Source organism: Kineothrix alysoides (genome assembly GCF_000732725.1).
GTDB lineage: Bacteria > Bacillota > Clostridia > Lachnospirales > Lachnospiraceae > Kineothrix > Kineothrix alysoides.
Map to the genome: position 1 here is coordinate 804,118 of NZ_JPNB01000002.1, position 17,400 is coordinate 821,517.

The window sequence follows — 17,400 nt, forward strand, 5'->3', positions numbered from 1 at the left end:
TTCTATGCCGGTTGTCTGTCTGCGAATATTTTATTCAAAAATACTGTTACCAATAGGCAAATGATGATGAACACCACACCGATGGCGTTTCCGTAGCCATAGCGGAAGGCCTTGAATGCCTGCTGGTATAAGTAGTTCGCCGCAAACTGCGTGCTGTTGCCGGGTCCTCCGTTGGTAAGCAGATATACGGTCTCCATCTGTTTTAAGGCGGAGATAATGGCCATAGTCACATTTACCTGAATGACAGGCTTCATGAGAGGCAGGGTGATTCTTAAAAAGGTAGATACCTGATCTGCTCCGTCAATGGAGGCTGCCTCATATAGAACGGGGTCGATATTCTTGATTCCGGTATAGTAAATCAGCATGCCCCAGCCGAAGCCGTGCCAGATGAGTACTACTAACACGGACCAAATAGCCGTGTCGTTGCTGAACCAGTTAATTTTACCCTGATAGCCCAATGCCCTTAGCGCATTATTTAGCAAACCGAAATCCGGGTTGTAAATAAATTTCCATAGATAAGCGATAACGGCTACAGAAATAACATTAGGTATGAAATAAATGCACCGAAATACACCTTCCGCCTTTCCCTGCAGCTTATCCAGAACAGCCGCAACTATTATAGCAATGGGATGCTGGATAAAAATAAAACCTATGGCAAGAAGAAGGGAGTTCGTGAGGGAACGCCCGAAATTCGCATCGCGTAACAGTGTCTTATAATTTTCCCATCCGATCCACTCCGCCTGCCCCATCCCCGAATACGATGTAAAGCCATAGTATACGCTTAAGCATATGGGAGCCAGTATCGCAAAGAGAAATACCAGCAATCCGGGCAATACCAAAGAAAATATTACCAATTTATTGCTATATAGTTTTTGCATTCCTATTCCTCCGGTCTTTAGCTGAACATTTAAATTCATTTTTTATTAAACAGGGTTGGCACATGAAGAGAAATCATTCTTTATGTGCCAACCCGGCATTTACTGTTTGTTTATTTTATTTGCAGGCATTTCCGATAGAAGTGAGGAAATCTTCTGCGCTTGTAGTTCCGTTGGAAGCATTCTGGATCTCGCTTTCCATCACTGTCTTGAATACGGAAGGTCCGCAGTCATTAATAGGTGTTCCGGAAACGCTGGTAGCATTGTTCAGGATATCCATGAACTGCTTCTGCAGCTCGGTCTCGCTGCCGCTCATGTAAGCGGTCTGGTCCTGAGCGGACATACCAACACCATTTTCCCAGCCATACTTGGATAATTTATCCGGCTGATATAAGTAATTTAAGAATTTAATCGCTTCTTCCTTCACCTCGGAGCTTGCGGAAACTGCGTAGCCGCCGCCGTTCCATGCTGCGATATCCGTAGCCTTACCTTTTCCGCCGTCAACTACAGGCATGGTGAAAGCTCTGATATTGGTGCGGATGTCCTCGCTGATGTCCTGATTGAGAGCCATGGAAGATTCCCAGCTTCCCATGTAGAACATCGCCGCCTGACCGTTGGTAAAAAGATTCATCGCAGTCGCGTAATCCTGAGAATCATATCCTGTCTGGAATAATCCTGCCTGAGCGGACTGTGCAAAAAGTTCTGTCGCTTGTTTGAATACCGGATTGGCAAAATCAGCGTTTGCAATCGCTTCGGAAACGATGTCGCCATGTGTACCGTTAATTTTCACGATCAGGTCCGTGAGGTAAATCGCCATCGGCCATCCGTCTCCTCCGTCCATAGCTACCGGCACGATGCCTGCTGCGTTGATATCATCCGCTAACGCCAGCAACTCGTCATAGGTAGCAGGTACTTTCCAACCGTTATCCTCAAACATTTTCTGGTTGTAATAAAAGGCCATAATATCTGTGTTTCTCGGAAGTCCGTAAAGCTTTCCGTCTTTCTTGAAGCCATCCAAGGAACCGGAAACAAATCCGTAATCCGCATAATCTGCTTCATTCAGCTCTGCAAGAACGCCTGCGTTAAGTACATCATCCAAGAAGGAGGGCTGTCCCCAGATGCTTACTACATCCGGCATACCGTCCATGGCATATGCTTTGAATTTCGTCTTGTAAGCTTCTTCATCGAGAGCTTCCACTTCGATGGTCACATTGGGGTTAGCAGCCAGGTACTCGTCGATGACCATTTGTTCTATCAATCCCTGACCGTTCTTTCTGTCAGGAAGGTTGGAGAAAACTTTCAGTGTGACGGGATCTGTAGATGCTGTGCTGTCCGCCGCATCTGCTGTTTCTTCTGCGGGGGCTGCCGTTTCTTCTGCTGCAGTGTCAGCTGCAGGAGTCGTAGCTTCCGTAGATGCGGTGCTGCCGCAGCCTGCGAGCATGCTGATCGTCATGGCTGTCGTGAGTAGCGTTACCAGTAATTTTCTTTTCATTGTAATCCTCCCTTTGTTTTATGTGATCTTATTGACTGATTTAAGTATATTACCAGGAGACTACTTATTCCAGATAACAGATTTTCAAAAAGGTGGATTATTTTTGGATTTGGGGGTGGGGGATGAATGGGGAGGTTGTGAGGGGAAAGAAGGGTTTACCCCGAAATGCAAAGGGGTGAGGGTAGGTTGCGGGCGGGAGGTTATGGGAATGGCGGAGTAGTAGGAAGGTGGGAGTTGGTGGAAGTAGATGGGCGTAGAGTGGGGTTAAGTTGATATGAGGGTACAGTGGAGGTAGGGTGTGGCTTTGGGGGTGAGGGGGCATATTATAGTAATATAAGTGCTTTTATTACAAATTTTGCATAGTGGAGAAATCATTTTTATGAATGGGTTGATTGAATTCGATGAAATAGATGAACATTTAAGAATGGGTGATTATCCGGTGCTTGGAATGGGTTCGGCGAGGAGAGTTTTTGATTTAGGGAATGATACTGTGGTTAAGGTGGCCCGGAATGTGAAGGGATATGCGCAGAATGAAGTGGAATGTATGATTTCCGAAATGGATGAGTCGGATACTTTTGCAAAGGTTCTGTATGTGGCACGGGATGGGCGGTGTCTGGTTATGGAGAAGGCCGGGCCGGTCTATAACTTCGCTTCCATCCGCTCTTATTATCACGTGGAAAGTAATAAGGATTTGTTTCAGTTGAATAATTTGAGCTATATTCCCCGTAAATATAATTTGCTGATAAGCGATTTGTGCAGGCCTGTTAACTGGGGAGTTATTGATGGACGGCCTGTCATTATCGACTATGGGTTTACGGGGCGAATCAGGCGAAAGTATTATTGAACAGCGATTGACAAGGTCTTGCACGCCCTAAGCCGTATGCAGCCTTGTCAATGGATGGTAATGTTATCAGTCTATTCCTCTGAGTTGTATATTGGGAATGATTGGACGCAGTATCTTCACAATTTCTTCCAGTTCTTCTTTTTCATAGGAGTGGAAGCCTTGCTGAATGGCTTGCTCGCTGTCTTTGTAGCCTTGAAGGAAGTAGGCTTTCGCTCCTTTTATTTCTTCTGCTAGGTCGAGAAGATCCTGTCTTGTGTGGAATTCCTTTACTACGGTTGTTCGCAGTTCATATGGAATCCGGCTGTTCATGATGATTTGAATGGAGCTTTTTATTTTTTCTGTGTCCATATGCTCTGCACCTGCAGTCTGTCCATATTTCTCCAAACTGTTTTTTACGTCCATAGCGATATAGTCGAGGAGGTTTTCTGCCAAAAGTTTCTCGATGACTTCGGGCTTGTAACCGTTGGTATCCAGCTTTACAAGGTAGCCGAACTCCTTGATCTTGCGTATGAACTGTAAAAGCTCAGGCTCCAGTGTAGGCTCGCCGCCGGTGATGCATACGCCGGTCAATATGCCGATTCGTTTTTTCAGAAAGGTGAGTACTTCCTCTTCGGGTATAAGCGGCTGGCTGTCAGGATTGAGAACCAAGCCTCCGTTATGGCAAAAGGGGCACCTGAAATTGCATCTTCCAAGGAATATCGTCGCTGCCACATGCCCCGGGTAGTCTAAAAGAGTCGTTTTATTTAAACCGTGAATTCGTATCATTATTATAACTCTGCTCCTTTCATATATGCCGCTACTGGAGATACAAACGTGAACAAAAGTGTGTTTCACACACTCTCGCAGCCAAGTACTTCGTCAGCACAGCTTTTGTTTCGAGCGCATAGCTGCGTAAGAACGTGATTCAAGAGATGATTTCTGTTTCGCGTAGCGAATCTGTATGCAAAATTTTTGCATTGCAGAAATCATGCGTTACTGTAAACGGCATGAACAGTAACAAGCTATGATTGCCAAACAGTATGGGTTGCTATTTTTTACATGTTTATATTATACTGGATGAGGCGGGATTTAAAAAGCCGGAATCAGAGTTTGATGTGAAAAATAAGTTTGCAGGTATTGGATGGGTACGGGTATTACTATGAATATACATGAAAAATACATGAAAGAAGCGCTGAAAGAAGCGAAAAAGGCATATGCGCTGGGGGAAGTTCCCATCGGCTGTGTCATTGTTCATGAAGGTAAGGTCATTGGGCGGGGATATAATAGGCGCAATACGGATAAATCGGCTCTTGCTCACGCGGAAATTACCGCTATCAAAAAAGCCAGTAAGAAGATCGGCGACTGGAGGCTGGAGGAATGTACGCTCTATGTCACTCTGGAGCCTTGCCAGATGTGCTCCGGCGCTATCGTTCAGGCTCGCATCCCCGATGTGGTCATGGGAAGTATGAATCCTAAGGCGGGCTGTGGCGGTTCCATTTTGAATATCCTGGAAACTCCCCAGTTCAACCATCAGGCAGCGGTAACCAGGGGCGTCCTGGAAAAGGAATGCAGCGATATGCTGACTGCTTTTTTTAAGGAACTGCGGGTACGCAATAGAGAAGAAAAGCTTATGCGCCGCTGCGAATCTTGAAATCCTTACGCAACAATTCAATAATTTACCGTTACTGTTCACTCCGTTCTCAGTAACGCATGATTACTGCATTTAAATTCGCTCCTCGAAGCAAAAATCATCTCTTGCATCACGTTCTTACGTAGCTTAACAGCAAGTGTTAAGCTACTGTGTGAACAGAAACAATTTACCGCTAATTTACAATAGTTAATGCGCTAGCTTTATTGACAAATACCTAAAAAAACAGTATACTTAAAAAACCGTGCAGCCGGGGCGTTAGCGGTGCCCTGTACCTACAATCCGCTCTAGTAGGGGTGATGTTCTGCCGCGGGTTTAAGCTGGTATAGCTGCCCTTTATAAGTGGCGTTGAAGTTTGGGTCTTACGCAATGGGAATCTGCGAATCGTGTCAGGTTGGGAACAAAGCAGCACTAAGCGGAATCTCTCATGTGCCGTGAGGGTGCCTGAGCCGAGCTAACTGTAAAGGTAACGTGTATTGGCCTTATTCAACGCAGAACGCACGGTTTTAAAAATATTGATCAGATCATAAATGATAACGGGATAACGGAATGGATTTGCGAGATTGTACGATTTGTCCCAGAAACTGTCATGTGGACAGAATTGCCGGGCAGATAGGATACTGCGGACAGACAAACGAAATAAAGGCTGCGAGGGCCGCTCTTCACATGTGGGAGGAGCCCTGCATTTCAGGACAGACCGGTTCAGGTACTGTCTTTTTTTCAGGCTGCAATATGGGCTGTGTGTTCTGCCAGAACCACACGATATCAAAAGGGATTACTGGAAAAGGCATATCCGTCCTGAGGCTTTCAGAGATTTTCCTTAATCTCCAGGAGCAAGGCGCATGCAATATCAATCTGGTTACGCCTTCCCACTTCGTTCCTCAGATAGTAAAAGCTTTGATAAAGGCAAAGGATATAGGCCTTTCCATTCCCGTGGTCTATAATACCAGTTCTTATGAAAAGGTAGAAACTTTGAAGTATCTGGAGGGCTTGGTGGATATATATCTGCCCGACTTAAAGTACTTTTCTCCCGTTCTTAGTAAAAAATATTCTTACGCCGAAGATTATTTTTCCTATGCCAAACCAGCCATATCGGAAATGGTACGCCAGGCCGGAAGCCCCGGATTCTGCGGGGACTTGATAACAAAAGGCGTCATTGTCCGCCATTTGGCGCTGCCGGGATGCATGAAGGACTCTAAAGCCATTCTGCGCTTTTTATATGAAACATATGGAAATGACATATATGTCAGCATTATGAATCAGTATACTCCCCTTCCGGAATTCCTGGATGCGGAACGTTTTCCCGAGCTGAACCACACGCTTTCCCCTAAGGATTATGATAAAGTGGTGGATTATGCCATCACACTGGGCATCGAAAACGGATTTATCCAAGAAGGGAACACCTGCTTGGAAAGCTTCATTCCGCCGTTTAACTGCGACGGAATTTAAGTGCGCAGCTTTCACCCATCACTTTTAACTTTTTGAGGTTAATATTTATTATCAAATCTTTACCTTTCGCAAATAATACCCGAATTTCCCAGGCTCCGCCCTGCCCCCGCTGCATTCGAAAGCTTCGAAGCCGAACATCAGGGCTACCATTTTTTCCCGCTCATAATATACGCCCGGCACGCCCAGATAAAAGCTGCCTGACGCGTCCGCCGCATCTTTTTCTTTCCCGAGAATAATATGCCTGTAATTATAAAAGCCATGAAGCAGAAAGCTGTTGTTAGCCAGATGCTGGTAATCACCGCTCATAATTACAAAGTCCTTGGGTTCAATGCTAACATATTGCCTCTCATCCTCATAAGGATGCACTACGGGATAGACTTGCATGAGTTGCTGCCACTTGTCGCTTAGAATAGCGCTGTCCATATGTATTGCTTCTGCGGCCTCCATACTTCCGGCCTTAAGCTCAGGCTGTTCCCCTTCTTTTTTTTCTGAAAAAGCTGCATCCGGCCCGCGCTTTTCGTCTCTTTCCTGTTCCAATCTGGTAATCTTCTCTGCGCTTCGTTTTTCATCTTTTTCCGGTTCCATCCGGGCAGCCTTCTCGATGCTTTGCTTTATTTTTTTATCCAAATCGAACCAGGTAACCTTCTCGCCGCCTTGCTTCTCCTTTTTTTCCGGCTCATACCAGGCACTTTTTCCGCTGCCTTGCTTTTCCTTTATTCCGGGCTCACTCCAGACACTTTTATCACTGCCTTGCTTTTCCTTTATTCCGGGCTCACTCCAGGCACTTTTATCATTTCCTTGCTTTTCCTTTATTCCGGGCTGGCCCCAGGCACTTTTATCACTGCCTTGCTTTTCTTTTATTCCGGGCTCGCTCCAAGCAACTTTATCACTGCCTTGCTTTTCTTTTTTTTCAGGTTCCCGCCAAATAATCTTTCCAAAGCCCTGCTTTTCCCCTTTTTGCGAATTTGGTTCGCTCTGTATGGCCGCCAGGCTTGTATCTGCCTTTCGGAATACACCCTCTATCGTATTCCCGTCAGTTAGATCAATACGGAGACTTTCGATTTCTTCATAGGAAAGTGTATTTCCGGCGTTTGCGCTCTTAAGGGGCCCCGCCTGCCACTGCCCGGCACCCTTTTGAAGAAAGATTCTGCCTACCGCATACTCCTTCCCTGAGGGCGTAACGGCAAGGATGTCGTATTGCTTCTCCATCCATTCCTGAATTCCGTTTACGCGCATGTCCAGTGTGTAGTCCTTTCCACGACATTCCGCGCGGACAAAGCCTGCATTTTTTATCTTACTTCCATTGCTCATATAGGATAAATACACTATTTTCTTATCGTAATAAGCCAATTCCAATCCTCCTTCATTCTGTCGGCGGACAACTATGCCCTGTCACCTAATTTTATTCTGAAGGATTGTTATTTATTCCTATGAGCCGATGGGGAAATTAAGCTTCATCCATGCCCCTGCCAGCCCCATCCAGCCGGAGCAGTAAGGCACCAATTCTATTCCTTCTTCGCCGCTGGTTTCTTCATTTGCCAGAGAAAGGCCATGACCTCCCACCGGATAAATGTGCATTTCAAAACTCACTCCTTGGGAATGGAGGGCCTGTGCGAATTTCATGCTGTTTTCCACAGGCACCGCCTGATCGGGAGACGTGTGCCACAGAAAGGTAACGGGAGTATCCCCTTTCACCTGCGTTTCCAAGGACACGAGCTTCAAAGACTCTTCTTCATTGCTCCTTTCACCCAGCAGCTTCTCAAAAGATTCCCTATGAGCATATTCGCCGGAGGTAATGACCGGGTAGCATAGAATCTGTCCGTCAGGTCTTATTTCCTCCGCTTTTCTTCCTATGGGGCCAAAAACAAATTCACGGTTCCAAAATACGCCAAGGCTGGCCGCCAGATGTCCTCCGGCTGAGCAGCCGCAGGTAACTATCTTATCTGCATCCACATTCCAGTCTTCCGCATGGTCTCTGATAAATGCCACCGCACTGGCAAGTTCCATAACAGCCACAGGAAATACACTAGGCTCCACGCTGTATTCAATCAGGCAGGCATCATAACCCATGGAAAGGAATTGGAGAACGAGAGGTTCCTTCTCTCTGTCGGAAATCATGCTATACCCGCCTCCTCCGCAAACTATTACCATCGGACGCTTTTTCTCCGGTGCAACACTGATGTTATCGATGCGGTATACGGTCAGCTCGGCAGGTCCAGTCTTCTGACCGGGGACTGTAAGGAAATGGGATTGTATTATCATGTGTGATCTCCTTTTTGTGAAATATTGAGTTGCTTGATTATCGAATTATTTGCATAAAGCTTTGTGAACCATTAGGTTTTAGCTATGCTGCTAATGGCTCAGTCTAAGTGAAAGACGGGATGCAAATCTATTGCTACAGGGCTATTGTCGGGATTGGTCTCCATGATGTCCGCCATGAAATCCCACCACTTTCGATTGATTTCCGTATCTGCGCCCTTTGCCCAGAGAGCTTCATCCTCTATTTCAATATAGCCGAAAAGGGTCAATGTCTCCCTATCCAGAAAAATCGAATAATTCTTTCCTCCGTGTTCATGAATCATTTCCTGCATTTTAGGCCATAATTCATTATGGCGTTTCTCATATTCTGCTTCTTGTCCTGCAAATAACTTCATTTTAAATCCTTTATACATACTTGATGCCTCCTATTATTTGTAAATACTTTTAAGCATTTTATTGAATTGAAATGAAATATTTATCTCCCAAAAAATATTCATAATACCATGTAACAGAATCGTTGAGTAGCAATTTCAGGTTCCATCCTACATTCTGTTAAGAAAAAATAAGCTCCATATATCGCGCACATCAATAAAGAGTAAAAATATTTGCCATATATAACTCATTTATAAGCTTTATGTAAGCAGTGAGTTAATTTTTAATTTGTCACTTTTTCAGATTATTTTCTTTATTAAAAAATGCGGCCTCTAACATGCGATATTCCTCTTGGGTACAAACGGCTTTACACTTTTGCTTATATTCATCGGAACGTATCAACATATTTGTTATCTTTTCGCAGGGGAATTTCTTGCATTGGTTACATTTCCTAACATTATTTGCTTTTGTGCAATCAACTAATTGATATGTACACTGCTTATGTGATGTACAACCCGTACACATTATTTCATCATTAGAAATAATCCTATCTCTCCAACCTACCCGGAACCATAATTCTGCGGCTTTTGATAATTCTTCCGCATTTTTAGCCAGGTATCTGGGGCATTGAAGGCAATCATCCCCGCACAGTGTTATTTTTTCCAATTTACCCAGCCTCCTTACAAATTTAATTCATGTTACATTATGTAAACAATCCATTATTTCAATCCGCAAGGCAGATTAGGATTTACATCCTTATTAAAGATTATTTTTCTCCAATCATAAACAATCTTTTAAACGGAAATAGGATCTTACCATTTTTTTGACAAGTATATTCTCTTTCTATATTTTTCAATACTTCCTTCATAAATATCTTTTGTTCATCTTCCTTCAATCTATCAATATATGGACGCAATGCCGCGCCCTTTAAGAAATCAAGAATTTTTTGATGGTTATCCATTTCATGAAAATAGTCCGTTATCCATATAGAAATCTTACTGGTGGCTTTTGATAGTATATCGTAATATTCTGCTGCTGAATATATCACATATTTACTATTATCCATATCGCCGAATTTATCAGGTAATATGCTTTCCGCGTTTATAATACACTGGTTAGCCGGCATCTCTTCAAACAGAGGTATCTGAGCAGCAAACACCCCTTCTCTGTTAAGCATATCAAATGAATTTAATATGAATTCTTCTTGATTGGGAATCCACTGTAAAAATGCATTGGAGAATATTAAGTCAAAGGTTTCCATATCAGATAATGGTTTACCACAATCTCTTTGCACAAAAGATATGGAAGGCATATACTCTCTTGCCTTTTGCAGCATTTCTTCTGACAAATCAACACCAACTATTTCAGCGTCTTTCCAAATGCTGAGAAGTGAAACTGTACTCATTCCTGTACCACAACCTACGTCCAGAATCCTCTTGAAGTTTTTATCATTCATTCGATTCGCCAAATCAATGGATGGCTGCATTCTTTCTTTTCCGTATTGATTATAAACATCTGCATTCCACATAAAATAAGTCTCCCTTAAGTTAATATTTTCCAGCAACACAAACTGAAGTGTAAAGTTTATTTTCTATCGGTCATCAAATCATATGAAAATAACTGCCGGGCCGGATGAAATTCAATAATTCCTATCCTGTTAATTTCTCCTTCAAAGGGTAATTCCGTATTTGAAAGATATTGCATTGCATTCGTAAGTTTTTCTCTCTCAAATTCAATGGTTAATTGGCAATCCGGCTTCCATATGCCTTGTTCGAAGAAGTTTATATTGTATTGCTTCGCATATATGTCGCAGCTGCTTCTAATTTTTCTTTGTAAATCAAGGATTTCAAAAGAAACTGCTGCGTCTATGCATATAAATGGCTTTTTATTTGGATAGAAGCTATATGTCTTAAATTGAACAGGAATTGTTTTCAAATTTCTTGCCAATTCCGCAAGCATTGTTTTAACCTTATCTAAATCCAACTGTTCATACATAACAAACTTTATATGAGGATTATTCTCCGAATTGATTAAATAATCATCAACCCCTGACCTTGCCATTCCCTCCCATAATGTTTTTATTCTATTATCTGCATCTTTATCAAAATATCCTGCAATAGCATAGCCCATAAATGTCCTCCACAAATAATAATCCAGATTGTTTCTGATTTTCATTATACCTAATTCGAATATTACTGTCACTTGCTTTTCGAATAGGTATAGATTGTAATGAATAACCTTTTCAAAGCGGAGTTTCAGTAAAGCTTGTGATGACTCTACTCCATAGCATTGGAACACATTAAACGACATTCCTGCGTGCCTTGTGCTGCCAGTGTCGTCAAAAGATATTAGCCCTATAGACCATTCATCAGATAGATAAACCGTATATTCGAAAAATACTGCATTCAATCCATTTTCAGACATCCTCTATAAACAATTGTAAAACCATGACATTCATTTTTAAATTATTTAATAAATAAAATAGAAAAATTAAGTTTACATTATCCCCCCATACTCCTCTTTTCTTTATGTATATGTACAAAACAGGCTTTAAAAATAGGAAGAAATAAAAAATGAATATATCGCATAATTCTGTTCCAGATATCTGCAAAGAAAGGGATGATTATCTAAATGAAAACAAACTTTAGCTTGGAAAAAAGTATTATTGCCGTTCTCGGCGCATGGATCAGCAATACGATGGAGTTACTTATTCCAACGCTGATGCTCTTAACTATTTTGATGGTAATTGACTACATTTCCGGAATGCTTGCCGCAAAAAAGGAAGCCCTTGAATATCCGGACAAGCCTCAATATAGATGGAGCAGCAAAAAGAGCATTATCGGCATTTACAAAAAAATCGGTTATATTTTAACGATTTTAGTTGCGGTAAGCACTGATTATTTAATACATAAATTTGCCGTCGAGTTGGGCCTGAGATTTGACAGCCAGACCTTGTTCGGCCTGTTGGTCTCCATATGGTTCATTATCAATGAGCTTCTGTCAATCCTTGAAAATGCTAATCGCATGGGAGTTGCCTTACCGGGTTTTTTAGTTAAGGTATTGATGAATATGAAGAATAATGTAGACCATAAGGGAGAGTGAACGTCAGGGGATTTCCCGCGAATCATGGCTGCTTCGCCTCTGGAATACCTGAATAATGCCCGTAGTATGAAGGCGTGTAACTTGCTTCGATATACGGAGGAATCTATTCTCAGTATTTTAGAGAATACCGGTTTCCATTCCGTATCCAGCTTTAACAAATACTTTTATCGGGTTTTCCAAGTGTCTTCGAGAGAATATCTCAAGCAGATGAAGCTTACGAATGCTAAGCCGGAGAAGCAGTCGATTTTAGAATATGCAGGATGGCTTTATCCTGAAAAGACAAAATGACCGCATTGCGAGGCTTTATCCCCCGCAATGCGGTCCATTTATTGAAATCATGATTATCGATTAATATTAATATTGCAGCGTATCCAAATATTTCATATAATTTACTACCATAAGCGCAATCTTAAAAGTAAGCGCATCATCAAAGGTGCGGATATCCAGACCTGTGCTCTTCTCCAGCTTCTCGATGCGATACACCAGCGTATTGCGGTGAACAAATAGCTGTCTGGAAGTCTCGGATACATTCAGATTATTCTCCAAAAACTTGTTGATGGTGGTAAGCGTCTCATCATCGAAATCCAGAGCAGTCTTATCCTTGAATATTTCTTCGATAAAAATCTTGCACAGATTTACCGGAAGCTGATAGATCAATCTTCCTATTCCCAGCGTGTTATATGCATCCACCTTCTTTTCTACGTAGAAAATCTTACCTACATCCAGCGCCATTTTTGCTTCCTTGTAGGACTTCGAAACATCCTTGAGCTCGCTTACGATCGTTCCATATGCTACCCTCACATTCAGCATAGCTTCCATGTTCATCATATCCACTATCGTATGGGCCATCTGCTCTATTTCTTCGTAGCCTTCTCCATTTTTCAGCGACTTAATGAGAATCACGCTGCTCTCATCAACAGCGGTGATGTAATCTCCCGATTGACTGGAAAACATTCCGCTTAATAGTTCCGATGCCGTTGCATCTCTCTCCGTCCTCGTCTCTACCAACAGCACGGCTCTGGGTACGGCAACCTCCACATGGAGCTTCTTTGCACGATTATAAATATCTACCAGCAACAGATTGTCCAACAGAAGGTTCTGGAAGAAGTTATTCCGGTCAAAACGCTCTTTATATGCCACGATTAAATTCTGTATCTGGCTTACGGCAATCTTGCCTATCATATATGCCTCATCGCCGCTGCCTCTGGCTACCAGAACGTACATCAGTTCCCCTTCATCCCTGATTTTTAATAAATGCTCGCTTCCGATGACCTGACTATCCGCCGGAGATGCCGCAAAATCTGTTATCAGACCGGAGTTCCGGCTTTCCACCTCAAATGTGGATGCCACTTCTACTCCGTTCAAATCGAACACGCCCAAGTCCACCTTCGTGATAGCGTGCAATTCTTCAATGCTTGTCCTGATTATCTGACTTGATACCATATGTTTACAAACCAGCCTTTCCGAAATAAAATTCCTCTTAATGATTATACCCTTATGATAAATTATTTTGAAGTGTTGTGCAAGTCAAAATATATATCTACTTTTTCCAATTAGTTACTGTTCACTCCGTTCTCAGTAACTAATGATTTCTGCATTTTAATTCGCTTCGCGAAGCAGAAATCATCTCTTGCATCACGTTCTTACGCAGCTTAACAGCAAGTGTTAAGCTACTGTGTGAACAGTAACTCCAATTATACGAAAAAAAGGGGGATGCGACCGCATCCCCCGAACCGTTTCACTAGTTCGTGATAACCTGCTCTGTTTCTTTATCAAATACGTGAATCTTCTCAACGTCAAATGCAAATTTAACTGTGTCACCAGGTCTCGCTGTCGTACGGGAATCTACTCTTGCAGTAATCGGGAACTCAGCCAAATCGAAGTATAAGTAAACTTCTGCACCGAGCAATTCATATACCTTAATGGTAGACTCGAATACACATTTCGATGTCTCAATGAACATTTCAGAATCATATACGTCTTCCGGACGAATACCGAAAGTAACGTTCTTTCCTGCGTAACCGCCTTCGATTAATTTCTTAGATTTTGCCGGAGGAAGAGGAATGCTGTTGCCCGCAACCTTAAGGTTAGCTACATCACCCTTTACTTCAACTTCTGCATCCAGGAAGTTCATCTGAGGGGAACCCATGAAACCAGCTACGAAAAGATTCTGGGGGTTCTCATATAAATTCTGAGGTGTGTCTACCTGCTGAATAAGACCGTCTTTCATAACTACGATTCTCGTACCGAGCGTCATAGCCTCTGTCTGGTCATGTGTAACGTAGATGATGGTTGTGCCCAGTCTCTGATGAAGTTTCGCGATCTCGATACGCATTTGTACACGAAGCTTTGCATCCAAATTGGAAAGAGGCTCATCCATAAGGAATACCTTAGGATTACGAACGATAGCACGACCCATAGCAACACGCTGTCTCTGACCACCGGAAAGAGCCTTCGGCTTACGGTCGAGAAGGGGTGTTAAATCAAGAATCTTAGCAGCTTCTTTAACCATTTTATCGATTTCATCCTTCGGAACTTTTCTTAATTTAAGACCGAAAGCCATATTGTCATAAACTGACATATGAGGGTACAGAGCGTAGTTCTGAAATACCATCGCGATATCTCTGTCCTTAGGTTCAACGTCGTTAACTATTCTGTCGCTGATTTTCAATTCGCCGGAAGAAATATCCTCCAAACCTGCGATCATACGAAGAGTCGTAGATTTACCGCATCCCGAAGGACCTACGAAAATAATAAATTCCTGATCTGAAATCTCAAGACTGAAATCTTTTACCGCTTCAAATCCGTTAGGATATACCTTACAGATATTCTTCAATGATAAACTTGCCATTTTATTTGCCTCCTAATCAACTTTGTTTCGTGATTCCGCATTCGAACCGGAATCGCTTATTATGAGTGCTCATTACTCATTATGAGTGTCCTTTACTCATTAACTATGCACTAAGTATATCGAATCCTGCCTCTTTACGCTATACCAACATTCCACAAAGATTTTCGAGCACGTTGTAGAAATTGCTTATATTACCTATATATTTTTATTAACAGCGTCAATTTGAACAATATTTTTTTTTCATCCTATACACATTGTACAAACGTATTATATACCCGCTTCGTCCTGCTCCTCTTCCCCGTAGAAAGCCAGTTGGTTCTTGCCGCGCCTCTTAGCTATGTAGAGAGCGTTATCCGCCGCCTTGTACAAACTGTCAAAATCCTTGCCGTCTCTGGGGAATATTGCGGCCCCTATGCTGGCGGTAGCCATATATTTTACATATTCGCCCGCTTGAAAATTCTTGAAGAAATTGCAAAGCTTTCCGGCTTCCCTTTCCAATAGGGCATCGTCATTCAGATGCTTTAGAAATATGGTGAATTCGTCTCCTCCCGTTCTTCCGATGACATCCGTAGCCCGGAATGTAGAGCCGATTTGATATCCGAGAGAACGCAGCACCTCATCGCCAAAAGCATGGCCGAGAGTGTCGTTGATCTTCTTGAAATTATCGATATCGAGGACGAACATCAATCCCTGCTCCCCGGGATTCTTTTCCATCCATTCCTTAATCTTGCGCTCAGTGGCCAGTTTGTTGTTCAGGCTGGTGAGAAGATCGGTATCCGCTTTTTCTCCAAGTTCCTTGCTCTTCTCGCTGCTCTTTATCTTATCGATGATGTTGATAACGACGAGCAGGCCTAAAAATACCCATATCGCCACCACCAACTGGTATATCATTTGCTTGGCATTACTCCAGCCTCTTTCCTGAAGGCCGTCCACATAGCTCTGGTTCACTCCGACTACCAGCGTCCATTTATTGATTCCAACCGGCGCATATACAAGCCGCCTCGCCTCTCCGTTCACTACGGCGCTGAAACTTCCCGCAGTCTTGTTCTTCATACGGATGATCGCCTTGGCAACCTCATCGCCATAGTCTCCGCTTTCCTTAATTGTCGTCCAAATGTTGTCACCCTTTAGGAATTGGCTGTCATAATCGGTATTTTCTATAATCATTCCGTCGGGAGCGATAAGAACATAAAAAGTATCGGCATCAAATTCTGATTTTTTAAACAGGCCTCTCAGATTCTCTACAGGATAATACATAAGCAGCTTATCCGAGTCGGTCTCTGTTCCCAAAGGAATGGCTGCAATAATCGCTTTTTTATTCGTGCCGATTTCGTCTGTTTTCACAGAAAGATACCGCACCTCGCCTTCGGCCACGGCAATTTTTTCATCTGCAGCTGAAAGATCCGAGCTTACGGTTCCTCCGAATATCTCCCCATAATAACTTAAATCCTTAAGATTTATTTTGGAGGTGTTCTGTTCCATCCCATTACCATTGGCATCGCTGTAAATTACCGCATAGGCTTTTGAATTGTTTCTAAGAACATCCGCCATATTGGCAGAGAACACCTTATTGAAGTCAATATGCTCTCCCATAAGGTGACCGATGGGTTTGCCCGCGCTTACCATGGATGCCAGCTCAAAATTAATCTTCGCGGCGTACTTCTCGGCTACGTCCATCATACTGTTTTCCACTTGTTCTGCAGCGGCCTGGCTGCTCTTGGCTGAAAAGTTAAATAACATTACGATAACAACTACTATTAGTACCATGGCTGGAATCAGCCATTGTGTAACAGCCGCTCTTGTTTGCCCGTCTTTCATTGCCATCTCCCTGAAATCACTCTACCTCATCATCTTGACCAATGGTTTCAAATCTATCCTCAATAGGTTCCTCTTTGGGTTCAAATTTTTTAAAGGTTCCGCTGTAAAGCTTCGCGGAAAAATAAGCCGGCACTGAGATTCCAAACATAAAAATGAGAGGAATCGCCATAGGAGTAATATAAAACAGTACGATTGGTGCCGCATATACAAGCAGCATAAGAATCGTCTTCGGAAAACTCAGAATCGACATGAACAAAGAATTCTTAATCGTATTCAATACCGTATTTTCAAATCTGGAAAGCACCGGGAATACATAAATAACAATCATCATCATGAACAATCCCAGCACGAACAAAAAGATTTTAAGCGCCTTGGGAAATTCCATTGACGCATAGTTGAAAATCAGAATGTCTCCGGCAAAAACCAAAATAAATGCCAAGATAATCAGCCATATGATAGTCGCCTGCTTAAAGTTCTGCCTGAAGGACTTAAAAAATGACTTTACGATATAGCCCTCCTCGTTGCGTACCATCTTGAGCAATACGTAGTTCAACGCAGTCAGAGACGCTCCTGCCGTAAAAATCGGAATACAACATATTATTGTTAAAATATTCAAAATCATCAAGTCCGCCATAACGGTTAAAAAACGCATAACCGGGCTGTCCATATCAAAAAACTTACCCATATTAACTTTCCTTTTCTCTTATTCTA

At 42.7% G+C, this 17,400-nt stretch carries 18 protein-coding genes and 1 other RNA gene; 6 read left to right on the forward strand and 13 right to left on the reverse strand.

All coding sequences use genetic code 11. The features are described from left to right. Window positions 1-2 precede the first annotated feature (2 nt). Both CC90_RS0114615 and CC90_RS0114620 read right to left on the reverse strand, forming a co-directional pair. The gene (locus tag CC90_RS0114615) at window positions 3-878 is read right to left on the reverse strand and encodes a carbohydrate ABC transporter permease (RefSeq protein WP_031391501.1); all 876 of its coding nucleotides are present in this window, start codon (window positions 876-878) and stop codon (window positions 3-5) included. 115 nt (window positions 879-993) lie between these two features. Beyond that, the gene (locus tag CC90_RS0114620) at window positions 994-2,367 is read right to left on the reverse strand and encodes an ABC transporter substrate-binding protein (protein ID WP_031391502.1); all 1,374 of its coding nucleotides are present in this window, start codon (window positions 2,365-2,367) and stop codon (window positions 994-996) included. Between the two features lie 379 nt (window positions 2,368-2,746). Here CC90_RS0114620 and CC90_RS0114630 point away from each other — a divergent pair, with 379 nt between their 5' ends. Next, entirely contained in the window at window positions 2,747-3,211 is a 465-nt protein-coding gene (locus CC90_RS0114630; RefSeq protein ID WP_031391503.1) for a hypothetical protein, read from the forward strand. Between the two features lie 66 nt (window positions 3,212-3,277). Here CC90_RS0114630 and CC90_RS0114635 read toward each other — a convergent pair whose 3' ends face one another. After that, window positions 3,278-3,976: an anaerobic ribonucleoside-triphosphate reductase activating protein gene (locus tag CC90_RS0114635; protein ID WP_330373236.1), complete on the reverse strand. Its 699-nt coding sequence runs from the start codon at window positions 3,974-3,976 to the stop codon at window positions 3,278-3,280. Window positions 3,977-4,331: 355 nt separating this feature from the next. Between CC90_RS0114635 and tadA the strand changes: the two genes are divergently transcribed. The 3 genes from tadA (at window position 4,332) to CC90_RS0114645 (ending at window position 6,287) form a co-directional block, all read left to right on the forward strand. Then, a complete protein-coding gene (gene tadA, locus CC90_RS0114640) occupies window positions 4,332-4,841 on the forward strand; it encodes a tRNA adenosine(34) deaminase TadA (protein WP_031391505.1) in 510 nt (169 codons plus the stop codon). Window positions 4,842-5,080: 239 nt separating this feature from the next. Further along, an RNA gene (ffs, locus tag CC90_RS23770) (signal recognition particle sRNA large type) lies at window positions 5,081-5,342 on the forward strand. A gap of 45 nt (window positions 5,343-5,387) precedes the next feature. Continuing rightward, entirely contained in the window at window positions 5,388-6,287 is a 900-nt protein-coding gene (locus CC90_RS0114645) for a radical SAM protein (protein WP_031391506.1), read from the forward strand. 51 nt (window positions 6,288-6,338) lie between these two features. Here CC90_RS0114645 and CC90_RS0114650 read toward each other — a convergent pair whose 3' ends face one another. From CC90_RS0114650 to CC90_RS0114675, 6 genes are all read right to left on the reverse strand, one after another. Beyond that, entirely contained in the window at window positions 6,339-7,637 is a 1,299-nt protein-coding gene (locus CC90_RS0114650) for a hypothetical protein (RefSeq protein ID WP_031391507.1), read from the reverse strand. 78 nt (window positions 7,638-7,715) lie between these two features. Beyond that, the gene (locus CC90_RS0114655; protein ID WP_031391508.1) at window positions 7,716-8,549 is read right to left on the reverse strand and encodes an alpha/beta hydrolase; all 834 of its coding nucleotides are present in this window, start codon (window positions 8,547-8,549) and stop codon (window positions 7,716-7,718) included. A gap of 98 nt (window positions 8,550-8,647) precedes the next feature. Continuing rightward, entirely contained in the window at window positions 8,648-8,959 is a 312-nt protein-coding gene (gene rhaM / locus CC90_RS0114660) for an L-rhamnose mutarotase (RefSeq protein ID WP_031391509.1), read from the reverse strand. Between the two features lie 250 nt (window positions 8,960-9,209). Beyond that, a complete protein-coding gene (locus tag CC90_RS0114665; RefSeq protein WP_031391510.1) occupies window positions 9,210-9,584 on the reverse strand; it encodes a DUF3795 domain-containing protein in 375 nt (124 codons plus the stop codon). A gap of 100 nt (window positions 9,585-9,684) precedes the next feature. Then, the gene (locus tag CC90_RS0114670) at window positions 9,685-10,446 is read right to left on the reverse strand and encodes a methyltransferase domain-containing protein (protein ID WP_031391511.1); all 762 of its coding nucleotides are present in this window, start codon (window positions 10,444-10,446) and stop codon (window positions 9,685-9,687) included. A gap of 56 nt (window positions 10,447-10,502) precedes the next feature. Next, on the reverse strand, window positions 10,503-11,342 hold the full coding sequence (locus CC90_RS0114675; RefSeq protein ID WP_132038542.1) for a 2'-5' RNA ligase family protein: 840 nt from the start codon (window positions 11,340-11,342) through the stop codon (window positions 10,503-10,505). A gap of 207 nt (window positions 11,343-11,549) precedes the next feature. Here CC90_RS0114675 and CC90_RS0114680 point away from each other — a divergent pair, with 207 nt between their 5' ends. Together CC90_RS0114680 and CC90_RS0114685 are read left to right on the forward strand one after the other, a co-directional pair. Next, window positions 11,550-12,020 carry a phage holin family protein gene (locus tag CC90_RS0114680; RefSeq protein ID WP_031391513.1) on the forward strand — a complete coding sequence of 157 codons (471 nt, stop codon included), beginning with the start codon at window positions 11,550-11,552 and terminating at the stop codon, window positions 12,018-12,020. Window positions 12,021-12,044: 24 nt separating this feature from the next. Further along, a complete protein-coding gene (locus CC90_RS0114685) occupies window positions 12,045-12,308 on the forward strand; it encodes a helix-turn-helix domain-containing protein (protein ID WP_031391514.1) in 264 nt (87 codons plus the stop codon). A gap of 66 nt (window positions 12,309-12,374) precedes the next feature. On the opposite strand, the gene CC90_RS0114690 is transcribed toward CC90_RS0114685, so the two are convergent. From CC90_RS0114690 to CC90_RS0114705, 4 genes are all read right to left on the reverse strand, one after another. Continuing rightward, window positions 12,375-13,463, reverse strand: a complete 1,089-nt coding sequence (locus tag CC90_RS0114690; protein WP_031391515.1) for a PucR family transcriptional regulator — start codon at window positions 13,461-13,463, stop codon at window positions 12,375-12,377. Between the two features lie 298 nt (window positions 13,464-13,761). After that, on the reverse strand, window positions 13,762-14,871 hold the full coding sequence (locus CC90_RS0114695; protein WP_031391516.1) for an ABC transporter ATP-binding protein: 1,110 nt from the start codon (window positions 14,869-14,871) through the stop codon (window positions 13,762-13,764). 267 nt (window positions 14,872-15,138) lie between these two features. Then, window positions 15,139-16,689 (reverse strand): sensor domain-containing diguanylate cyclase, encoded by a 1,551-nt coding sequence (locus CC90_RS0114700; RefSeq protein ID WP_031391517.1) that lies wholly within the window; start codon window positions 16,687-16,689, stop codon window positions 15,139-15,141. Between the two features lie 16 nt (window positions 16,690-16,705). After that, the gene (locus CC90_RS0114705) at window positions 16,706-17,374 is read right to left on the reverse strand and encodes a YesL family protein (RefSeq protein ID WP_035315738.1); all 669 of its coding nucleotides are present in this window, start codon (window positions 17,372-17,374) and stop codon (window positions 16,706-16,708) included. Between the last annotated feature and the right edge of the window lie 26 nt (window positions 17,375-17,400).